General features: G+C 37.2%; 16 protein-coding genes. 5 read left to right on the forward strand and 11 right to left on the reverse strand.

The features are described 5' to 3' along the window. Window positions 1-98 precede the first annotated feature (98 nt). The 4 genes from HYB91_RS09695 to HYB91_RS09710 are packed head-to-tail and all read left to right on the forward strand — an operon-like array spanning window position 99 to window position 3961. Window positions 99-1040: an ABC transporter permease gene (locus HYB91_RS09695; RefSeq protein WP_002677013.1), complete on the forward strand. Its 942-nt coding sequence runs from the start codon at window positions 99-101 to the stop codon at window positions 1038-1040. Between the two features lie 2 nt (window positions 1041-1042). Continuing rightward, on the forward strand, window positions 1043-2005 hold the full coding sequence (locus tag HYB91_RS09700) for an ABC transporter permease (RefSeq protein ID WP_253719492.1): 963 nt from the start codon (window positions 1043-1045) through the stop codon (window positions 2003-2005). After that, complete coding sequence (locus HYB91_RS09705) at window positions 2002-3000, forward strand: ABC transporter ATP-binding protein (protein WP_002677011.1); 999 nt, start codon at window positions 2002-2004, stop codon at window positions 2998-3000. The genes HYB91_RS09700 and HYB91_RS09705 overlap by 4 nt, the downstream gene beginning before the upstream one ends. After that, window positions 2993-3961, forward strand: coding sequence for an ABC transporter ATP-binding protein (locus HYB91_RS09710; RefSeq protein WP_002669881.1), 969 nt, complete (start codon window positions 2993-2995; stop codon window positions 3959-3961). Before HYB91_RS09705 ends, HYB91_RS09710 begins: the two co-directional genes overlap by 8 nt. On the opposite strand, the gene HYB91_RS09715 is transcribed toward HYB91_RS09710, so the two are convergent. Next, a complete protein-coding gene (locus HYB91_RS09715) occupies window positions 3945-4826 on the reverse strand; it encodes a phosphodiester glycosidase family protein (protein ID WP_002677010.1) in 882 nt (293 codons plus the stop codon). The genes HYB91_RS09710 and HYB91_RS09715 overlap by 17 nt on opposite strands. Before the next feature lie 97 nt (window positions 4827-4923). Here HYB91_RS09715 and HYB91_RS09720 point away from each other — a divergent pair, with 97 nt between their 5' ends. Continuing rightward, the gene (locus HYB91_RS09720; RefSeq protein ID WP_002677008.1) at window positions 4924-5868 is read left to right on the forward strand and encodes a cation diffusion facilitator family transporter; all 945 of its coding nucleotides are present in this window, start codon (window positions 4924-4926) and stop codon (window positions 5866-5868) included. On the opposite strand, the gene HYB91_RS09725 is transcribed toward HYB91_RS09720, so the two are convergent. The 10 genes from HYB91_RS09725 to HYB91_RS09770 all read right to left on the reverse strand — a co-directional run bounded on the left by HYB91_RS09725 (window position 5865) and on the right by HYB91_RS09770 (window position 17733). Next, window positions 5865-6665, reverse strand: coding sequence for a M15 family metallopeptidase (locus HYB91_RS09725; RefSeq protein ID WP_002677007.1), 801 nt, complete (start codon window positions 6663-6665; stop codon window positions 5865-5867). The two genes, HYB91_RS09720 and HYB91_RS09725, sit on opposite strands and share 4 nt — an antisense overlap. A gap of 23 nt (window positions 6666-6688) precedes the next feature. Next, the gene (locus HYB91_RS09730; RefSeq protein WP_002669876.1) at window positions 6689-7012 is read right to left on the reverse strand and encodes an STAS domain-containing protein; all 324 of its coding nucleotides are present in this window, start codon (window positions 7010-7012) and stop codon (window positions 6689-6691) included. 9 nt (window positions 7013-7021) lie between these two features. Further along, entirely contained in the window at window positions 7022-9148 is a 2127-nt protein-coding gene (locus HYB91_RS09735) for a PP2C family protein-serine/threonine phosphatase (RefSeq protein ID WP_253719493.1), read from the reverse strand. A gap of 3 nt (window positions 9149-9151) precedes the next feature. Then, on the reverse strand, window positions 9152-10603 hold the full coding sequence (locus tag HYB91_RS09740) for a PP2C family protein-serine/threonine phosphatase (RefSeq protein ID WP_002677005.1): 1452 nt from the start codon (window positions 10601-10603) through the stop codon (window positions 9152-9154). 71 nt (window positions 10604-10674) lie between these two features. After that, window positions 10675-11856 (reverse strand): molecular chaperone DnaJ, encoded by a 1182-nt coding sequence (gene dnaJ / locus HYB91_RS09745; protein WP_002669873.1) that lies wholly within the window; start codon window positions 11854-11856, stop codon window positions 10675-10677. 37 nt (window positions 11857-11893) lie between these two features. Next, window positions 11894-13834, reverse strand: coding sequence for a molecular chaperone DnaK (dnaK, locus tag HYB91_RS09750; protein WP_002669872.1), 1941 nt, complete (start codon window positions 13832-13834; stop codon window positions 11894-11896). Window positions 13835-13854: 20 nt separating this feature from the next. Then, complete coding sequence (locus HYB91_RS09755) at window positions 13855-14610, reverse strand: nucleotide exchange factor GrpE (RefSeq protein ID WP_002677004.1); 756 nt, start codon at window positions 14608-14610, stop codon at window positions 13855-13857. Between the two features lie 196 nt (window positions 14611-14806). Continuing rightward, the gene (locus HYB91_RS09760) at window positions 14807-16552 is read right to left on the reverse strand and encodes a formylglycine-generating enzyme family protein (RefSeq protein WP_002677003.1); all 1746 of its coding nucleotides are present in this window, start codon (window positions 16550-16552) and stop codon (window positions 14807-14809) included. Between the two features lie 15 nt (window positions 16553-16567). After that, window positions 16568-16993, reverse strand: a complete 426-nt coding sequence (locus HYB91_RS09765; RefSeq protein ID WP_002677002.1) for a hypothetical protein — start codon at window positions 16991-16993, stop codon at window positions 16568-16570. Beyond that, window positions 16990-17733 (reverse strand): hypothetical protein, encoded by a 744-nt coding sequence (locus HYB91_RS09770; RefSeq protein WP_002677001.1) that lies wholly within the window; start codon window positions 17731-17733, stop codon window positions 16990-16992. Before HYB91_RS09770 ends, HYB91_RS09765 begins: the two co-directional genes overlap by 4 nt. Window positions 17734-18107: the final 374 nt, after the last annotated feature.

An 18107-nucleotide genomic window follows, 5' to 3' on the forward strand; every position in this document is an offset into this window, starting at 1 on the left:
ACTTTTCTCCTTATGATTTTAAAATTTTAACCTCTTCCTATTATACCGAATTTGTGATATTCTGTATTCTTAGCTTAACAAAAGGCTCGGTTTACAATATGCTTAACTTTATTTTAAAGAGAATTTTATACGGTATTCTTACAATGTTCATAGTTGCAAGTATTACCTTTTTTTTAGTGCATATTATTCCGGGCAATCCCATTGAAACCATAGCAGAAAATTTACCTGAAGAAAGACGGAACGAGCTTTATTCTCAATACGGATACGACAAATCTCTTTTTACTCAATATATGATTTTTTGGAAAAACCTTTTGATTAAAGGAGACTTAGGAACCTCGCTTTATTACCGAGGAAGGCTTGTTACCGATGTAATAAAAACCCACGCACCTATTTCGGCAAGACTGGGCCTCCAAGCCTTATTTTTCGGCGTTTCAGTAGGTTTGAGTTTAGGCATATTATCAGCCGCTAAGCGCGGAAAAAAATTCGATTATGCCGTTATACTAATCGCAGTTATAGGAATATCCATTCCCAATTTTGTTCTGGGACAGATGCTGCAATACTTTTTCGGCATCAAACACAACCTGCTTCCGATTACAGGCTGGGGCAGTTTTAAATATACAGTCCTCCCTTCTTTAGCCTTGGCCATAGGTCCGATTGCAAAATACTCCCGCTATATGCGTTCCAATTATTTGGATATTATAAACCAAGATTATATTTTAACTGCAAGAGCAAAAGGAGCTTCAAAGGTAAGAATTATAAAAAGCCATATTTTACGAAACGCTTTTTTACCGATCATAACTATGCTCGGTCCTCAAATAGCTTTTACCTTCACAGGCACTTTTATAATCGAAAATATTTTTTCGGTTCCCGGCCTGGGTTCCTATTTTGTACGTTCAATTTCAGAAAGAGATTATACGATGGTAATGGGTCAAACTATTTTTATTTCTTTTCTATATGTAGCATCTCTAATTATAGTAGACATAGCTTATAACCTGCTCGATCCGAGAATTAAGGTGCAAGCAAAAAATGAGGTTCTTTAAAAATGAACGAGAAAAAAATTGCAAGCTATGATGAGCCGGCTAAGAAACTAAATTTAAGTCCATCGGATTTTGAACCCGTTATAAGAACAAAAAAGACGCTTCAAACAACAAGAGTCAGTATAGGCTTTTGGGAAGATGTAAGGCGGAGGTTTAAAAAAAGCAAAAGAGCTCTTTTTTCTTGTGCAGTCTTGGGATTAATTATTTTAATATGTTCATTCGGCCCGATTTTAAGCGGCATGTCAATCGATGACGGAAACTTAAAAGAAAAAAATTTAAGTCCCTCGTTTTCTCATTTTTTTGGAACGGATGAATTGGGGCGTGATATATTTACAAGGGTCTGTAAGGGCGGCAGGGTTTCTCTTATAATTGCAATTATAGGAGCTGCAATCGACATGAGCATAGGTTTAATTTATGGAGGTATTTCAGCATACTCAGGCGGAAGAACCGATACTATAATGATGCGCATAGTCGAAATACTTTCAAGTATTCCTTATTTAATTACCGCTATTTTAATTTCTCTTATTTTCGGTAAAGGAATTTTTTCGATTATCATCGCAATGACAATTACAGGCTGGTGTTTTACTGCTCGGCTTGTGCGGGGGCAGGTCTTACAGATAAAAAATCAGGATTTTATTTTAGCGGCACAGGCCTTGGGCACGGGCTCATTTAAAATCATAATAAAGCATTTACTTCCCAACACTGTGAGCATTATGATAATCGCCTTAACCTTTGATATTCCTTCATTTATTTTTGGAGAAGCCTTTTTATCTTATATCGGCTTAGGAATTCAGCCGCCATATACCAGCTGGGGAGTGTTGGCATCCGAAGCCCAAAAGACAATGCTTTTTTATCCTTATCAATTATTTTTTCCTGCCCTTTTTATAAGTCTGACAATTTTATCGTTGCAGATTATCGGCGATGCTTTACGGGATGCAATGGATCCGTATTTAAGGAAGTACAAATGAAACCTATTTTACAAGTTAAAGATTTGGCTGTTACTTTTAAAACTTATGCGGGAACAATCCATGCCGTAAACGGTATCTCTTTTAATCTATACGAGGATGAAACTCTTGTACTTGTCGGAGAGTCCGGCTGCGGAAAAAGTGTTACGGCTCATTCAATTTTAAAACTCCTTCCCGGAAAAAAAACACGCATACACGAAAAATCCCAAATTATTTTTGAAGATAAAAATATCTTGGAATATTCCGAAGAAGAAATGCATCACATAAGAGGAAATGAAATATCCATGATTTTTCAAGACCCCCTGACATATTTAAATCCCACGATGCCCATAGGCAAACAGGTTATGGAAAGTATTTTAATTCATCAAAGGTTGAGCAAAAAAGAAGCCTTAGAGCGAACCGTAAAAATTTTAGAGCTGGCTCAAATTCCTGACCCCGAAAAAAGGCTCAGGCAATATCCTCACGAATTTTCAGGAGGCATGAGGCAGAGGGTTTTAATCTCGATAGCCCTTGCAAGCAATCCTAAAATTTTAATTGCCGACGAACCTACAACGGCACTGGATGTTACAATTCAAGCCGAGATATTGGAACTTATACAAAAAATTCAAAAAGAAACAAAGACGGCCGTAATGCTCATCACGCATGACCTCGGAGTTGCAGCCGAAATTGCTGACCGCATTCAGGTTATGTATGCCGGAAAAATTATCGAACGCGGAAGAGCCGAAGATATTTTTAAAAATGCACAACACCCGTATACGAAGGCTCTGCTTGCAGCCGTTCCCTCAATAGATCAATTAAAAGAAAATAAGCTTTATTCACTCGAGGGCAATCATCCCGATATGCTTTCTATTTCAGACGGCTGTGCTTTTGCCAACAGATGCGAAAAATGTATGAAAGTTTGCCTTAGGCATAAACCTCCCGAAATGCAGATAAGTGATGAACACTTTACTTCCTGCTGGCTTCAACATGAATTTGCAAAAGGAAAAAACAATGGCTGATACTCTTTTAGAAGTTTACAATTTAAAAAAATATTTTACTCTGGGCCGTAAAGAAATTTTACATGCAGTGGATGATGTAAGCTTCACGATAAACCGAGGAGAAACGGTAGGCATTGTAGGCGAATCGGGCTGCGGCAAAACCACTTTAGGGAGAACTGTCCTCGGCCTTTACCGCCCTACTGCCGGAAAAATAATTTTTGACGGAACCGAAATCGGATCGGCCTCAAAAAAAGAACTACACGCTTTTAAAAAGAGGGCGCAAATAATTTTGCAAGATCCTTTTGCTTCTTTTAATCCCCGTATGACAATTTCGCAAATTATTTCGGAGGGGATGGAAGCTCACAATTTATATAAAACAAAAAAAGAAAGGGAGAATAGCGTATACTCTCTTCTTGAAACCGTAGGCCTTGTGCCTGAACATGCCAATAGATTTCCACATGAATTTTCGGGAGGGCAAAGACAAAGAATAGGAATTGCAAGAGCCCTGGCAGTGGAGCCCGACTTCATAGTCTGTGATGAGCCTATTTCTTCCCTCGATGTTTCGATTCAAGCTCAAATAATAAATTTGTTGATAAGGCTTCAAAAAGAATTTAAAATGACCTATTTATTTATTGCCCATGATTTATCTATAGTAAAATATATTTCCGATAAGGTCGGCGTTATGTATTCGGGAAAACTTGTGGAATTCGCAAAAAGTGCCGACCTATATAAAAATCCGCTTCATCCTTATTCTCAAGCCTTAATTTCTGCAATCCCAAGTACCGATATAGATTCTCCTATGTCGGCACGGCGTATTCATATCCACGGAGAAATAAGCAGTGCAATCAATCCCCCTCAAGGCTGCCGTTTTTACAAACGCTGCCCAAAGGCTTTTGAAAAGTGTAAATCGATTCCGCCGGAATTAATCGAAACGGAAGAAGGGCATTTTACTGCCTGCCATTTAATCAATCCTCTATTATAAAACCTAAATTAGTTACAACCCTACGCAAACCGAAATTTGAAATTGAAGGAACTTCAACAAAAAAGTTACTTTCTTTTTTTATTATTAAAGAGCTGGAACCTCCTCCGTCTAAATGTATAGCATCTTGGGCACCGAGTTTTTTCATAAAAAAATGAGCTTGATCATAAGTTATACCCCTGCTCTTTTTTTTATTTTCACCTTCTGCAAAAAAAAGATATAAAGTTTTTCCTCCATCTGCAAGACCAACACAGGTTCTTGAATTTTCTTTTTTACTGATATTTGTTATTATAGGCTTTCCGTCTTTTAAGATTATTCTGTTCCCGCTTACGGCATATTCAATATCAGCTTTAATGTCTTCCGTATTTTGGGACTCTATTATAAAGGCAGAATTATCATCTAAAAAGCATAGCGCCCCATATTTAGGAAAAGGCTTAGATAAATTTATTTTTTTATCGATATGAATTCCAAGCGGCTCTCCTCTTAAAGAAAATGAAAAAGATATTACATTAAAAAATGTGGCATTCAAGGCTATTACAGTATTATGCCTTCGAGCGAAACTTAAAGTTGTTTCTCTTTTTACCATACCTTTGCTGTTAAAGAGTGCAGGTTCCGTTACAACTATTTTTAATTTAGGATTAGTCAGATCTATTTTTACGGCATGTACAATGAGAGGATAGTCTTCATATTTAATATGTGAAAGAAAAATTCCTTCAGTCAACTTTTCCCAAACAAAATTTTTTTCCGAATTTTCTATAAAAGAAAATTCAGGACTGTTTTTGGGGTAAAAAGTTTGACAAGAACAAAATAAAAAAATAATAAAAATAAAATACATTAAAAATTTATTGCATTTAGAATTTGAATACATAAATATCTCCGGTAAACATCATTCTACAATTAAACTTTATAATATTCAACTCCTTTTTAAGATTGATTTTATTATTTTATTTTGATATAATAAAAAAATGAATAACGGTAATAGAATAAAACTTGTAAGAATTGCCTCCTTAATTTCTCTTATAGGAAACATAATAATATGTATCGCAAAACTTGTAATAGGAATTTATGCAAACAGTCTTTCAGTAATCGGCGACGGAATTGACTCTGCTACAGATGTTGCCATTTCTATTATGACCCTTGCAGTAAGTTTTATAATAGGAAGACCTTCGGATAAGGAACACCCATGGGGCCATCAGCGGGCAGAAACTATGGCTTCTTTAATTTTAGCCTTTATAATTATGATAGCCGGATTTCAGTTATGTATCACGGCAGGGGGAAAACTCATAAATGTTTATAAAGGAACCGTAACTATTCTGATGCCTCATATACTTGCAGTTATCGTTACGGTATCTTCAATTGCAGTAAAACTTCTTTTAGCCCTAAACCAGTATATTATAGGAAAAAAAACCGGCAGCATGATGATTCAAGCCAATGCAAAAAATATGACAAATGACGTAATCCTTTCTGCTTCGGTTTTAGCAGGTCTTGCAATTTCCCGCTTTTTTAAAGCTCCTATTTTCGATGCTGTTACAGCCCTCCTCGTAAGTCTTTGGATTATGAAATCGGGTATAGACCTTTTTATGGAACTGAATGTTGAATTAATGGACGGAAATACAAACGATATTTTATATAAACAATTATTTGAGGCTGTAAATTCCGTTGAAGGGGCTCATAATCCTCACCGCGCAAGAATAAGAAGGATGGCAAATCTTTTAGATATAGATTTGGATATTGAGGTCGATGCCGAAATGAGTATCTGCGAAGGCCACAGCATTGCGGAAAAGGTAACTTCAGCAATTAAAGAAAAAATAGAAAATGTTTATGATGTAATGGTACATATTGAACCATATGGGATTCATAACCATGAAGAGGAAGGCTTCGGTTTATCCGAAAAAGATATAAACAACTAATTAAGTTTTGCTTTCTCTTTTTTCCAAAGATCAATAAATTCCAGCATATATTGCTGAATATCGCCGAACCATTCTTTTTGAAATTTACAAGCTTCAACTCCCAAATACCGATAGTGCCAGCTCTCCCATTTATAGCCTGTAATATGCTCCATATCTTTAGGATAGGATAGGGACCAGCCGTATTTCCACGCATTTTTAAACATCCATTTTCCTTCAGCAGTATCGGCATAAGAATCATCAATACTGCCTAAATCGATTACGGTACCCAGTTGATGCTGACTTGCTCCGGGCGGTGCAGAAAAAAACTGAACATCTTTTTTACCATACACATTTACATATTTTGAAAAAAGATTTGCCTGATAGATATAAGAACGATAGCCCGAACTTATCATTATTTCTATCCCTTCTTTTTTTGCAGCTTCTGCTAATTTTTGCAAGGGACGCTCCGCAATTTTTGCAAGATAGATATCGTAGCGCTCTAAAAGATACTTTCTATCTTTTACATCATAAAGCAATATAATATTTTTAGGTTCATAGGACTTATCAAGAAAATTAAGCTTATCTACCAAAATCAATTCATCTTCTTTTTCATTTTTCAAAACAACATTTAAGTCCTTAAAAAAAATCTCACGATTATTGTTTATTTTATTAAAAATTTGCTTAGGAAATCTTTTTGAAATATACGTATATACTTTTTTATATATATCTTCATCAGAGATTTTATCATTTGGATAAATAGAAACCATAAATGCAAAAAAGAGAAACAGAGAAAAAATCTTCTTTGGAGTAAAATACATATTTTAAAACAAATTAAAACTTTTTATATCTCATCAATGGAATGGATAATATTAAACACATCGGAAAAACCTGTTGAATCCAGAGCCATTTTGACATCCTTAGCCGGATTCAATATATACATCTTGTGTCCGTTATCCTCACTATCGTTATGAGCAGACATAAGCACTCCAATTCCCGACGACGACAATGATGTTACCTTTGATAGATCCAAAATTGTATCATGATCTTTAATTGCCGAATATACTTTTTTTTCAAAATCACCGGATGTATATAAATTAACAGAGCCTTCTATAGACAATAATAAGCATCCGGATACTTCCGATTCATTAATAATTAAATTCTCCATAAAACTTCCTTATATATGTTTAAATGTCATAATAGTAATATCATCTTCAATTTCATAAGCAATATAATCCAAGAATGTTTTATATATTGCATTAGAAATCTCTTTAGCAGACTTAGTTCTATTTACTGCAATTAAACGGCTTACTCTATCATTTCCGAATTTATCGCCTTTTAAGTTCTTGGAATCCAACAAACCGTCAGTCGTAAATACTATAATATCATTACGGTTCATTGTGATTTTTCGGACCTTTAAAAAGGGGCGTATATTTTTTACGAAACCTAATACCCTTCCCTCTCCCTGTATTTCGATAACATTTTTATAAGAATCAATATACATGGACATGAGGGGAATACCGCAGTTAAGATAATATATTGTTGTGGTTTTAAAATCTATAATACCGAAAAGCCCTGCAAGGAACGTTCCCTTTGGCAAATTTTCCTTTATAAACGTATTTATTTTTATTACAAGCTCTTTAAAATCAGGTGTTTCTGAAAGGTATGTGTGAAGAACAGACTTCAAAATAACCATTGACATACTTGCACTCAAGCCTTTACCGGAAACGTCTCCTATCAAAAATAAATACCTATCTTCAGACAATCTAATAAAGTCGGTAAAATCGCCTCCCAATTGATGAGCCGAAAAAGCGACCGAATCCACATCAATAACTTTTTTTTCGACAATATCTATGTTTTTTTGAATTGAACCGATAATTTGATCGGACATTTCTATTTCTCTATCAAGAATAAGAACTATATCCTGTTTTGCAATATTTCTTAAATAGTAAACAACTAAAAAGAAGTAAGAATAAAGACTACTTAAAACATCAAAATCATATGTAGTATAAGCCTCTTTTCTTTTTTTAGAAGAAATGGAAATAACACCTATCAATTTTTGCCCCTCACGTACACAAATCAATATTTCTGCATACATCCGGTTCATAAAGCCTATCAATTCACTTCTTACATCGGAAAAAACGGGGTTTGTCAAAACTTGAGATCTCATTATAACCTGAATATTTTCATTCAATAAAAAGTTAAAAATAGGTTGAGCGGCATCAAAAGTAGAAGTTACATTCAGCGTCGAATAAACAGGTTCCAATATTTCATTTTCACCGGCAATCAAAATATTGATAGAGTCGGCATTTAGCTGATCCAATAAAATATTAGAAAAATCTTCCATAACTTTTTCACGGCCTTTCGTATAGTCAACTTGTTGCAATTTTTCTTCTATGGCCTTCGCATATTCGGAAGTATCACCCAAAAGCCATTTAAATCTTTGAGAAACGAAATTCCTAATAGCAAGGAAAATAAGAGCTCCTACGATCAACAAAACAACCTGAAGATAAAAATTACGGACATAGGTAAGAACCCATGAAGCCCAATAACCTGTTACTGCGGCAAACACTAAGATAAAAACCAAAAACCTCAATAAGGCAAGGAACAGCTGTTTTCTATCATATACCATTGAGGTTGAAAATCCGAATGAAGCAAAGAAGAGCAAAAGCAGATATCCAAAAGGTGTTATAGCTATTGCCCATGAAAAAATAGTAGAAAGATAATATACAAAGCTCCAAATAATTACGCTAAAAAGAAGGGCCAGAAAATAAATTATCATCTGCTGCCTGTAAATTATACTTTCTTCCTTAAAAACTTTATATATAGAAATCAACATCGCCAAAACAGGTACAACCAAAAGGACTATCCTTTCAAAAATATCTGAGGCAGGATTTCCCGCTATCATAACCGATGTGAATTTAAAACCTGATAGAGGATTCCAAAAGAAACCTTTTACAAAGAAAATTACAAATGCTGCAATCCCTAAATGTAAAATACCATTAAACACTGTAAAAGAAACATTCTTCTTACGCTCAAAATAAGGCATTTTAACAGTAAACTGCAAGGTAAAAAATGAAATCGAAACCATCCCTATCATGAAAATTTTAGATATAATAAAAACCACACCGGAAAAATTAAAATATAATGCTAATATTAAGGTCAAAAAAAGCAAGGTCGTTATTACCGTCATTCCGGCAACCATAAAAAGGCTTCTTGCATAAGGCTCTTCTTTAAAAATAAGACTTATAGCCAATATTGTTAAAACAACAAGAAAAAAGAATTCAAAAACAATCAGCCCCATACCTTACCCCTTAACCTTAGCACACATTATAGTAATGTCGTCTCTCATGGGCTGATTACCTGCATGAGCATAAGCCATACCGGCAACTTTTTGCACTATATCATCTGCACTATATTGAACAAAGGATTTTATAGATTCCATGTACATATCGGTCTCAGCTAATTCAACACCTTCATTATTCATAGCCTCGGGAACACCGTCAGTCATCATCAAAATAACATCACCTCGATAAAGAGGTCTTTCATGAACTTCTATTTTATCGAAGTCAATAATACCTACAATACTGCAAGTAGATTCAAGAACCTTTACCTTGTAGCCGTCCGGAGATTCAGTAAGAATCATCGGATCTTCCATCGAGGCATTAACATATTTTATAGTCATTTTTTCGGTATCAACTAAACCTAAAAATAAAACCGTATACTTATCCAAAAGGCCCATTCTTTTTATGGCGCTGTCTACCGCCAAAACAAGAGCAGGAAGGTCTTCTTTATTTTTTGCTATTTTGATTGTATTTACAACAATACCCATAACCAATGCAGCCGAAAGGCCCTTACCGGAGACATCCCCTACAACTAGGAGGGTTTTATGCTCATCGATTTTTATGGCATCGTAATAGTCTCCTGATACGTTTACAAGAGGTTTAAAATAAGCAGCCAACTCAAGCATAGGCATCTCAGGGAGCTTTTGAGGTAAGAAGGCTTTTTGTGTGTTGGCAACCATGTTCCATTCTTGGCTTAATTCCGAAAAGTATAAAAGCTGTTCAAGAGTAGTAACCCTGTTTTGATAACTCAAAAATTCCGAAAACAGTGTATTAAAAATCTCAGGTTCCACCTCGTTAAAATATCCGCAAATAATAAAAAATTGTATTTTTTCTAAGATTACAGCAGCAATACGGGCATCTTTAAGTTTGCATCCCTGCATATCTGCATTAAAAAAATAAACTCCGGGCTTGTATTCTACTGTAATTTCATGCAGAGAAGAAAAAGTTTCAGGAGAGGAAATAAATCTTGAAGAACTATTATATAATACAATATTTTCTATGGTATCTACAAGCATTACCGAACAGTCACCCGAATACTCAAGCTCATTCTGTACGGTATCTATTAAATTTTCTATAGTGTAACAAAACCGAATTTTTTTCAAAAATTCCGCAAAAACCTTAGTTTTAGGCTTATCATACGCCCTACTTTCTATTTTCTTATAAAAGCTGCGTATAAGCGAATCCGCAAAGATTGCAACAATAACAAAAACCAAGGATCCTATGATAAAACGGTGAATCTGTGTTATCTCAGGAATTATTTCCAATCGGCTCAAAGCCAGAGTCATATCATTAGCCGAATAAAATTTACCTAAAAACAAAAATCTCGGGCTGACAAATATCAAGAAGAGAGCAAAAACACTCCCCATCCCAACACTTATTAGAATATTTGAAAGTAATTTACGTAATTTTATCATTATGATTTTCTCCAGCTTAAAGGGTATTATATCATAAAATAAAATAAAAATAAAGTGTAAAGTAAAAATTTTTAAGGTAAATCTTTTAAAGGGATAAGATTAGGATTTTCATTTTCACCTTCAATCGCTGAAATTTCTTGCAAAAGTTTTTTGGAATTTGATGACAATTTTGAAGGAATTTGCACTTGAATTTGAATATAAAGATCGCCCTTTCGGCCTATTCCCGTAGGAACACCTTCGCCTCGAATCCTTAAAAGTTTTCCGTTTTGTGTTCCGGCCGGAATTTTTAGTCTCAATGTTTTTTCATCGAGAGATTTGATGTTTATTTCCCCGCCCAAGGCTGCCTGAGTCATTGATATGGGAACAGCACAGTAGAGGTCTATTCCATTACGTTCAAAATAAGGATGAGCTTGAACAAAGATAAATACAAAGAGGTCGCCGTAGTCTCCGCCGGCCTGACCGGCATTTCCTTGACTGGGAATCGTAATCCGTTTTCCGTTTTCGACACCGGCAGGAATGGTAACGATTATGCGCTGTTTCTTACGTTCTAAGCCGTTTCCTCCGCATTTTTTACATGGTTTTTCGATTATGGAGCCTTCGCCGCCGCAGGTAGGACATGGTCTCGATATGGAAAAGAAACCGGTACTTTGGCGCACCTGTCCCGTACCCTTACAATCAGGACACATCCTTTTTGAGCTTCCGCTTTCGCTGCCTGTTCCATGACATTCGGAGCATTTTTCATTGCGGGTATAACTGAGTTCGGCTTTTTTACCGTAAACGGCATCAACAAAAGAAATTTGAAGATCATAGCGCAGGTTAGAACCGCGAACAGGACCTGCATGGCGGCCGCCGAAACCTGACGAGCGGGAAGAAAACCCTCCTCCGAATAGATTTTCAAAAATATCCGAAAAGCTTCCGCCGAAAATGTCTTCAAAACCTTGGAAGGCGGAAGGATCATAGCCTCCGCCGCCCGACATTCCGTCTACACCTGCATGGCCGAATTGGTCATACATGCTGCGCTTTTTTTCGTCGATAAGAATTTCATAAGCTTCGGTTGCTTCTTTAAATTTTTCTTCAGCAGCCTTATCCCCTTGGTTTTTATCGGGATGATATTTGATTGCTAATTTTCGATATGCTTTTTTGATGTCATCGTTTGAGGCTTTTTTATCTACGCCCAAAACCTCATAATAGTCTCTTTTAGATGCCGGCACTAAAAACTCCCAGTGTAAAAATTTTGGAACCTCTAAAAACATCAGTTTCTAGAGGTTCCTGTTTATTAAGTCTTAAAATTTATTTATCATTATCATCATTTACGACTTCATAGTCAACATCATCGGCTGTGCCGGTTTTGGGACCTGAAGTACCGTAATCGGTTCCCGCTTGAGCACCCTGAGAGCTGCCTGCATTAGGATCGGCTCCTGCTTGAGCGCCCTGCTGCTTGTACATTTCTTCTGCAATCTTGTAGGCAGCCTGCTGGAGGTTTTCGGTCTTTGCCTTAATGTCAGCCGTATTATCGGAATTAAGAGCCTGTCTTAAATCGGCTATTGCAGCTTCAATTTTTTGCTTATCGGCAGCACCGATCTTATCTCCCATTTCTTTGAGAGTTTTTTCGGTTTGATAAATAAGAGAATCGGCATTATTTTTTGCTTCAACCTTTTCTTTTTCGAGCTTATCGTTTTCGGCATTGGCTTCAGCTTCTTTTACCATTCTGTCGATTTCGCTCTCGCTTAAGCCGCTCGAGCTTTCGATTCGGATATGCTGTTCTTTTCCGGTTCCGAGGTCTTTTGCCGAAACGTGAACAATACCGTTGGCGTCAATATCGAAGGTAACTTCAATCTGCGGAACTCCGCGCGGTGCGGGAGGAATACCTACGAGGTCAAAATTGCCGAGGGTTCTGTTTTGGCTGGCCATACCGCGTTCTCCCTGCAATACATGGATAGAAACGGCAGTCTGTCCGTCGGCGGCTGTCGAGAAGACCTGACTCTTCCTTGTCGGAATCGTAGTATTTCGGTTGATAAGGGGTGTAAATACGCCTCCCATCGTTTCGATACCCAAAGAAAGAGGAGTAACGTCCAAAAGAAGAACATCTTTAACATCTCCGCCCAAGATACCGCCCTGAATAGCGGCACCCATTGCTACGGCTTCATCGGGGTTTACGCTCTTAGAACCTTCTTTACCGAAAATTTCTTTTATAATCTGCAAAACTTTAGGCATTCGCGTCGAACCGCCGACCAAAAGAATATCATCGATTTTATCGGGAGTTATACCCGCATCTTTTAAGGCTTTTCGGCAAGGCTCCTTTGTTCTTTCAAAGAGGTCTTCCGTCATTTGCTCAAACTTTGCCCTGGATAAGCTCTTTTGTAAGTGCTTAGGCCCGTTTGCATCGGCTGTAATAAAGGGTAAGTTTACCTCCGTATTTGCAACCGAAGAAAGTTCAATCTTTGCCTTTTCAGCGGCTTCGCGTAAACGCTGTAAGGCCATTCTGTCTTTAGATAGGTCAATGCCCGTATCTTTTTTAAACTCGTCAACAAGCCAGTTTACTATTCTGTTATCAAAATCATCACCGCCGAGGTGGGTATCTCCGTTTGTGGATTTTACTTCAAAAACGCCGTCACCCAATTCAAGAATAGAAATATCGAAGGTTCCTCCTCCAAGGTCGTATACGGCGATTGTTTTTTCTTTTTTAGAATCCTTGTTAAAACCGAAGGCCAAGGAAGCGGCTGTCGGCTCGTTTATGATTCGCTTTACTTCCAAGCCGGCAATCTTTCCGGCATCCTTTGTTGCCTGTCTTTGCGCATCATTAAAATAAGCAGGAACTGTTATAACGGCCTCGGTTACACTTTCGCCCAGATAGTCCTCGGCTGTTTTTTTCATTTTTTGCAGAATAAAGGCGGAAATTTCCTGTGTGGAATAAAGTTTTCCGTCAATGTCGATTCGTACATCTTCTCCCTGAGGTACGATTTTGTAGGGAACGCGTTTTAATTCGTCTGTGAGCTCGCTATATCGATGCCCGATAAAGCGCTTTACCGAATAAACGGTTCTTTCAGGGTTGGTAATCATTTGGTTTTTTGCAGGCTGGCCTACAACCCTTTCATCTTTTGAGGTAAAGCCTACAATGGACGGAGTCGTTCTTCCGCCTTCAGAGTTCGGTATAACAACGGGCTCACCGCCTTCCATTACCGATACGCAAGAGTTTGTTGTTCCTAAGTCAATTCCAATAATCTTTCCCATTTTCAATATCTCCTATAAACCTAATTTTCGTTTTTTTTATCGGCGGCTTCGCTTTCTTCCGCCTTTTTTTCATCCTGCTTTTCGGCAGGCATTAGTACCATTACCTTCGAGTGACGAATCACTCTTTCTTTTAGCTTGTAGCCTTTTTGAAGTTCTTCCCCTACAACAGCCTCTTTTACATCGGGAGACTGAATCATTGAAACGGCTTCGTGAAGATTGGGGTCGAAGGCTTCTCCCTTTGCAGGATAATAGCTAAGCCCGTACTTTGAGCTCAACATAGAAACCATCTGGTTCTTTATCATCACAACGCCTTCTACAAAGGCATTGTTTGAGGCCTCTCCGCCTTGAGTTTTGCCGGCATCAATAGCTCTGTCAAAATCATCAAGCACCTGCACAAGATCCAAAAGCAGATTGCCGTTTGCATAGTCTATTGCTTCCTGCTTTTCCCTAATCATGCGTTTGCGGTAATTTTCAAAATCCGCAGCCTTTCGTAAATACTGATCCTGCCAGTCCCTGCAAATAGTTTCAAGCTCTTCTATCCGCTTTTCAGGACTTAACACATCATCATTTTTTTCAGGTTTTTCTTCACACTTGCCGCCGGTAGAACTGTTTTGCTCTGCTTTGTCTTCTTGAGGGTTTTCTTTTGAAGTTTTGCAACCGCATCCGGCTCCTTGTTCATCTTTCACAGCAGACTCATCTTTAGGCTGAAGGTCTTTTTCAAGGTCTTCCTTTTCCGCCTGTTTTTTGTCGGCCTGCTTTTCATGATTTTTGCTCATTTGAACTCCAACTATCCTATATCTTATAAGAAGATACTAATAGAAAAAAAAATGGTCAAGAGTTTTTGAAAAATCGTGGTAGAAAATTTACAAAATATTGCGGTATTGGAGGTTACCATATATAAAAAACGCCGGTTATTCCCGCATAAGAATAACCGGCATTAAAAAGTACACGGATGTACATTTTTAAGCGGATCTATGGCCGGCAAGCCAAGCGGATGCCAAGATAGTAGAGCCTGTAGATAGGCCTGAAGCTGAACTGAAAGACTACATCGCAGTAGTCCACGAAGCTGTCCCAGCCGCCGCCGCGATAAACACGGTTAGAGCCTGACGCGGCACCTGTATAGTCCGCTCCCGACGAAGCCGGCAAAGTACCATACCAATCCCAGCACCATTCAAATACATTCCCACTCATGTCATATAAGCCGTAGCCGTTAGGAGACCTTTTCTTTACCTCATGGGTTTTAGATCCGCTGTTTGAACGGTACCAAGCATAGTTTTTAAGTTCAGCCTCGGTATTTGTTCCTGCCCATTTATAATCCTTTCCTCCCTTAGCTGCCCATTCCCATTCCGCCTCCGTTGGAAGTCTAAAACCGCTTTTATTCATATCAAGCTCAGCCCCATTCCAATCTGAATTATTAGTAGTAGGAATTTGATCAAAGCTAAGATTTGCAAAATCAACGGGAGTTCCTCCAACCTTTACCGTATAGCAGGGGTCAAGCCCCAGTTTTATACTGAGTTTATTACAAAAAGCTATTGCATGATACCAGTTTACCCTTTCTACAGGCCGCTTTCCCTGTGTTTCGCCTACAGCAGGTTCTTTGCCGGAGCTTCCATCAAACCAGCTCGGGTTATTGCCCATCACCTCCTGCCACAGCTCCTGCGTTACCTCTGTCTCCCCTATAAGATAGGCACTTAAACTTATGGTATGAGGCTTATTGTAACCGTAATCATTATGTCCCAAGGGCGCATCCTTTACAGCGGCTATACCTTTCATAGTAAATCCGACTGCACCTACAGTATAAGTCTTATCAATGGGAGCAGCCTCTTGGCGTGAAACTACAATATCTTTAGTCCATGCCTCGTATTTACCCTCCACGGCAGCTATTGATAAGTTTACTGTGTTTTCGCCTACATTAAGAGTACCGTTAGTTATACTTACCGGTATTGTTTCGCCCGTTACCAATCCGTAATCAAAACTGGCAGATACATCACCGGCCGTAACCTCAGTCTTACTGTTATCGACAATTATTCGGCCCGATATTGCATTCTTACCAAAGATTGTAAGTGATTTAAGAATCAGAGGATGAGTTTTTTTCTTAAAAGTAACTTTTACCGTTGTATTTGCTGTAATTTTTACCTTTACACTTATGCTTCCATCTTCGCCGCCTGAAACTACTTGTCCGCCAGAAACCTCCCACTTGTCAACTTCATGGGTCGAAAGATTTGCTGGAGCTGCAGTAAATGTAATCTCGCTATCCTTTAAGGCCTTACCGTCTTGCAAGGCAGGATTTGCTGTAAGGCTTCCGCCTTCATGCACAAGACTTACAGTGTAGTAGACAGGCTTTTCTTTAAAAGTAACCTTTACCGTAGTATTTGCTGTAATCTTTACCTTTACGCTTGTATCTCCAGGGTTACCGCCTGAAATCTTTGTTCCGCCTGTAATCTCCCACTTATCAACTTCATGGGTCGAAGTATTTGCAGGGCTTGCTGTAAAGGTAATCTCGCTGTCCTTTAAGGCTTTGCCGTCTTGGATTGCTGGATTCGCTGTAAGGGTACCGCCTTCATGTACAAGACTTACAGTGTAGTAGACAGGCTTAGACTCTTCCTTTACTTTTTGCGGACAACCTGTAAATAAGAGGCCCGCAACAAACAACAATGCAGTAATTGATACTGCCCGATTTAAGACCTTAGTCTTAAGTTTAAAATTAGTTTTTTTCATAGCTAATTTTCTCCTTTAAATAATAAATTCTATTTTGCATTTTATAGTTGCTATAATAAAAAATATTATAACAGCTGCAAAAATAATGCCGTAAAATAATAAAAGAGTTTTTGAAAAAGTCGAACATATCCAACTATTTTTACCGCTGTTAAATACAGAAGCATTCATATCAAAATCTGTATTATCCTCTTTTCTTACTTTATTGTATAAAGCCCTATACATTCTTTCTTGACTGAGGAAAAATCCGTCCAAGGCCCAAAGTCCGATAATTAGAATAAATACAGGAAAAAAATACAAAAACCTTATTTCTTGTTTCGACAACAAGGTTATACCTGCTGTAGCAATGGCAATAGCCCATCCTTTTATCATAAATGAACACTTTGCCATACGAGTTATAACTCCCTGTATAAACTCCAAATGTTTTTCTTTAGCATTGCTCATGGGTTTTTAATAAAACCTCCTCTTTTATTTTTAACTATATCCAGTAATTTATCTAAAGCTTTTGTACCTTTAATATTTTTTCCTTTGCAAGTATCAAGCCATGTCTCTAAATCATTAAAAGTAAAATTTCGAAAATTAGAAAAATCCGTATCAAAAAACACTTGAACGCTTTCATTATATTTTTCTGTACTGTGTATAATATTACTAATGGATATTTCACTGTATATCCATGGAGACAAAGTTTGATGGTTATTGTTTATAGTAGAATTTTTACTTTTTATAAAAAACAAGGCTTTACACCTGTTAATCATTTTAAATAAAGCAACATTTAAAATAGCAGAACTTTTAATAATATTATCAGTCCAACAACTATTATCTCCTTTATCTGTCAGCAAGGATGCTAATAAATGATAATGTTCCCAAACATCAGCGTCAATAAAACATTCTAGATCAAATGTTGTTTCTATCAAATTTTTTAATGCACGAGCAATCTCTAAATCATTGTGAGAGTGTGATATAAAAATATCAGCTCTAATTTCTGGAAACCATTCTTTCTCTATATCTGCTGAACTTATTTGGAAATTTTCACCATCACCTTTTAATATTTTATTGAATTTAGCTATTAATCTGCTCATATCTTCATTCACTTTATTAGGTTCTTTGGGATCTGTATTTTTTAAAAATTTTACTAATGATAATGACTTATCCGTCATTATATCTAATAAAAATTTTTCTTTCATTCTAAACCATTCCTTTCCCTCACTTAGAGGGTTATAATTTTTGAGTTTTAAACTCAACTATAAATCCACACTTATCCCAAAGGATAAGAACTCCCGTCTTTTCAATTTATCTTGTATGTTAATCGTTCATTTCCAAATCATAGCTGTTTCCCTCCTTTTAAATGGGATAAATTTATACAAAAAACCGCAGAACCGAATAAATTCAGCCCTGCGGTTTTTAGATTGAGAAAAATAAGTATTAGCAGTTTTAATTAGAGATATTTTACTTAATAGAAAAATTGGGGGGGGGGGGGGGGGGTAAACTTAGGCTAACATTTTTCGGCATAACACCGGCACACAAAAAATTGCAATGAGAAAAATTGAATTTTAAGCCT

Source organism: Treponema sp. B152 (genome assembly GCF_024181665.1).
Classification (GTDB): domain Bacteria; phylum Spirochaetota; class Spirochaetia; order Treponematales; family Treponemataceae; genus Treponema_B; species Treponema_B denticola.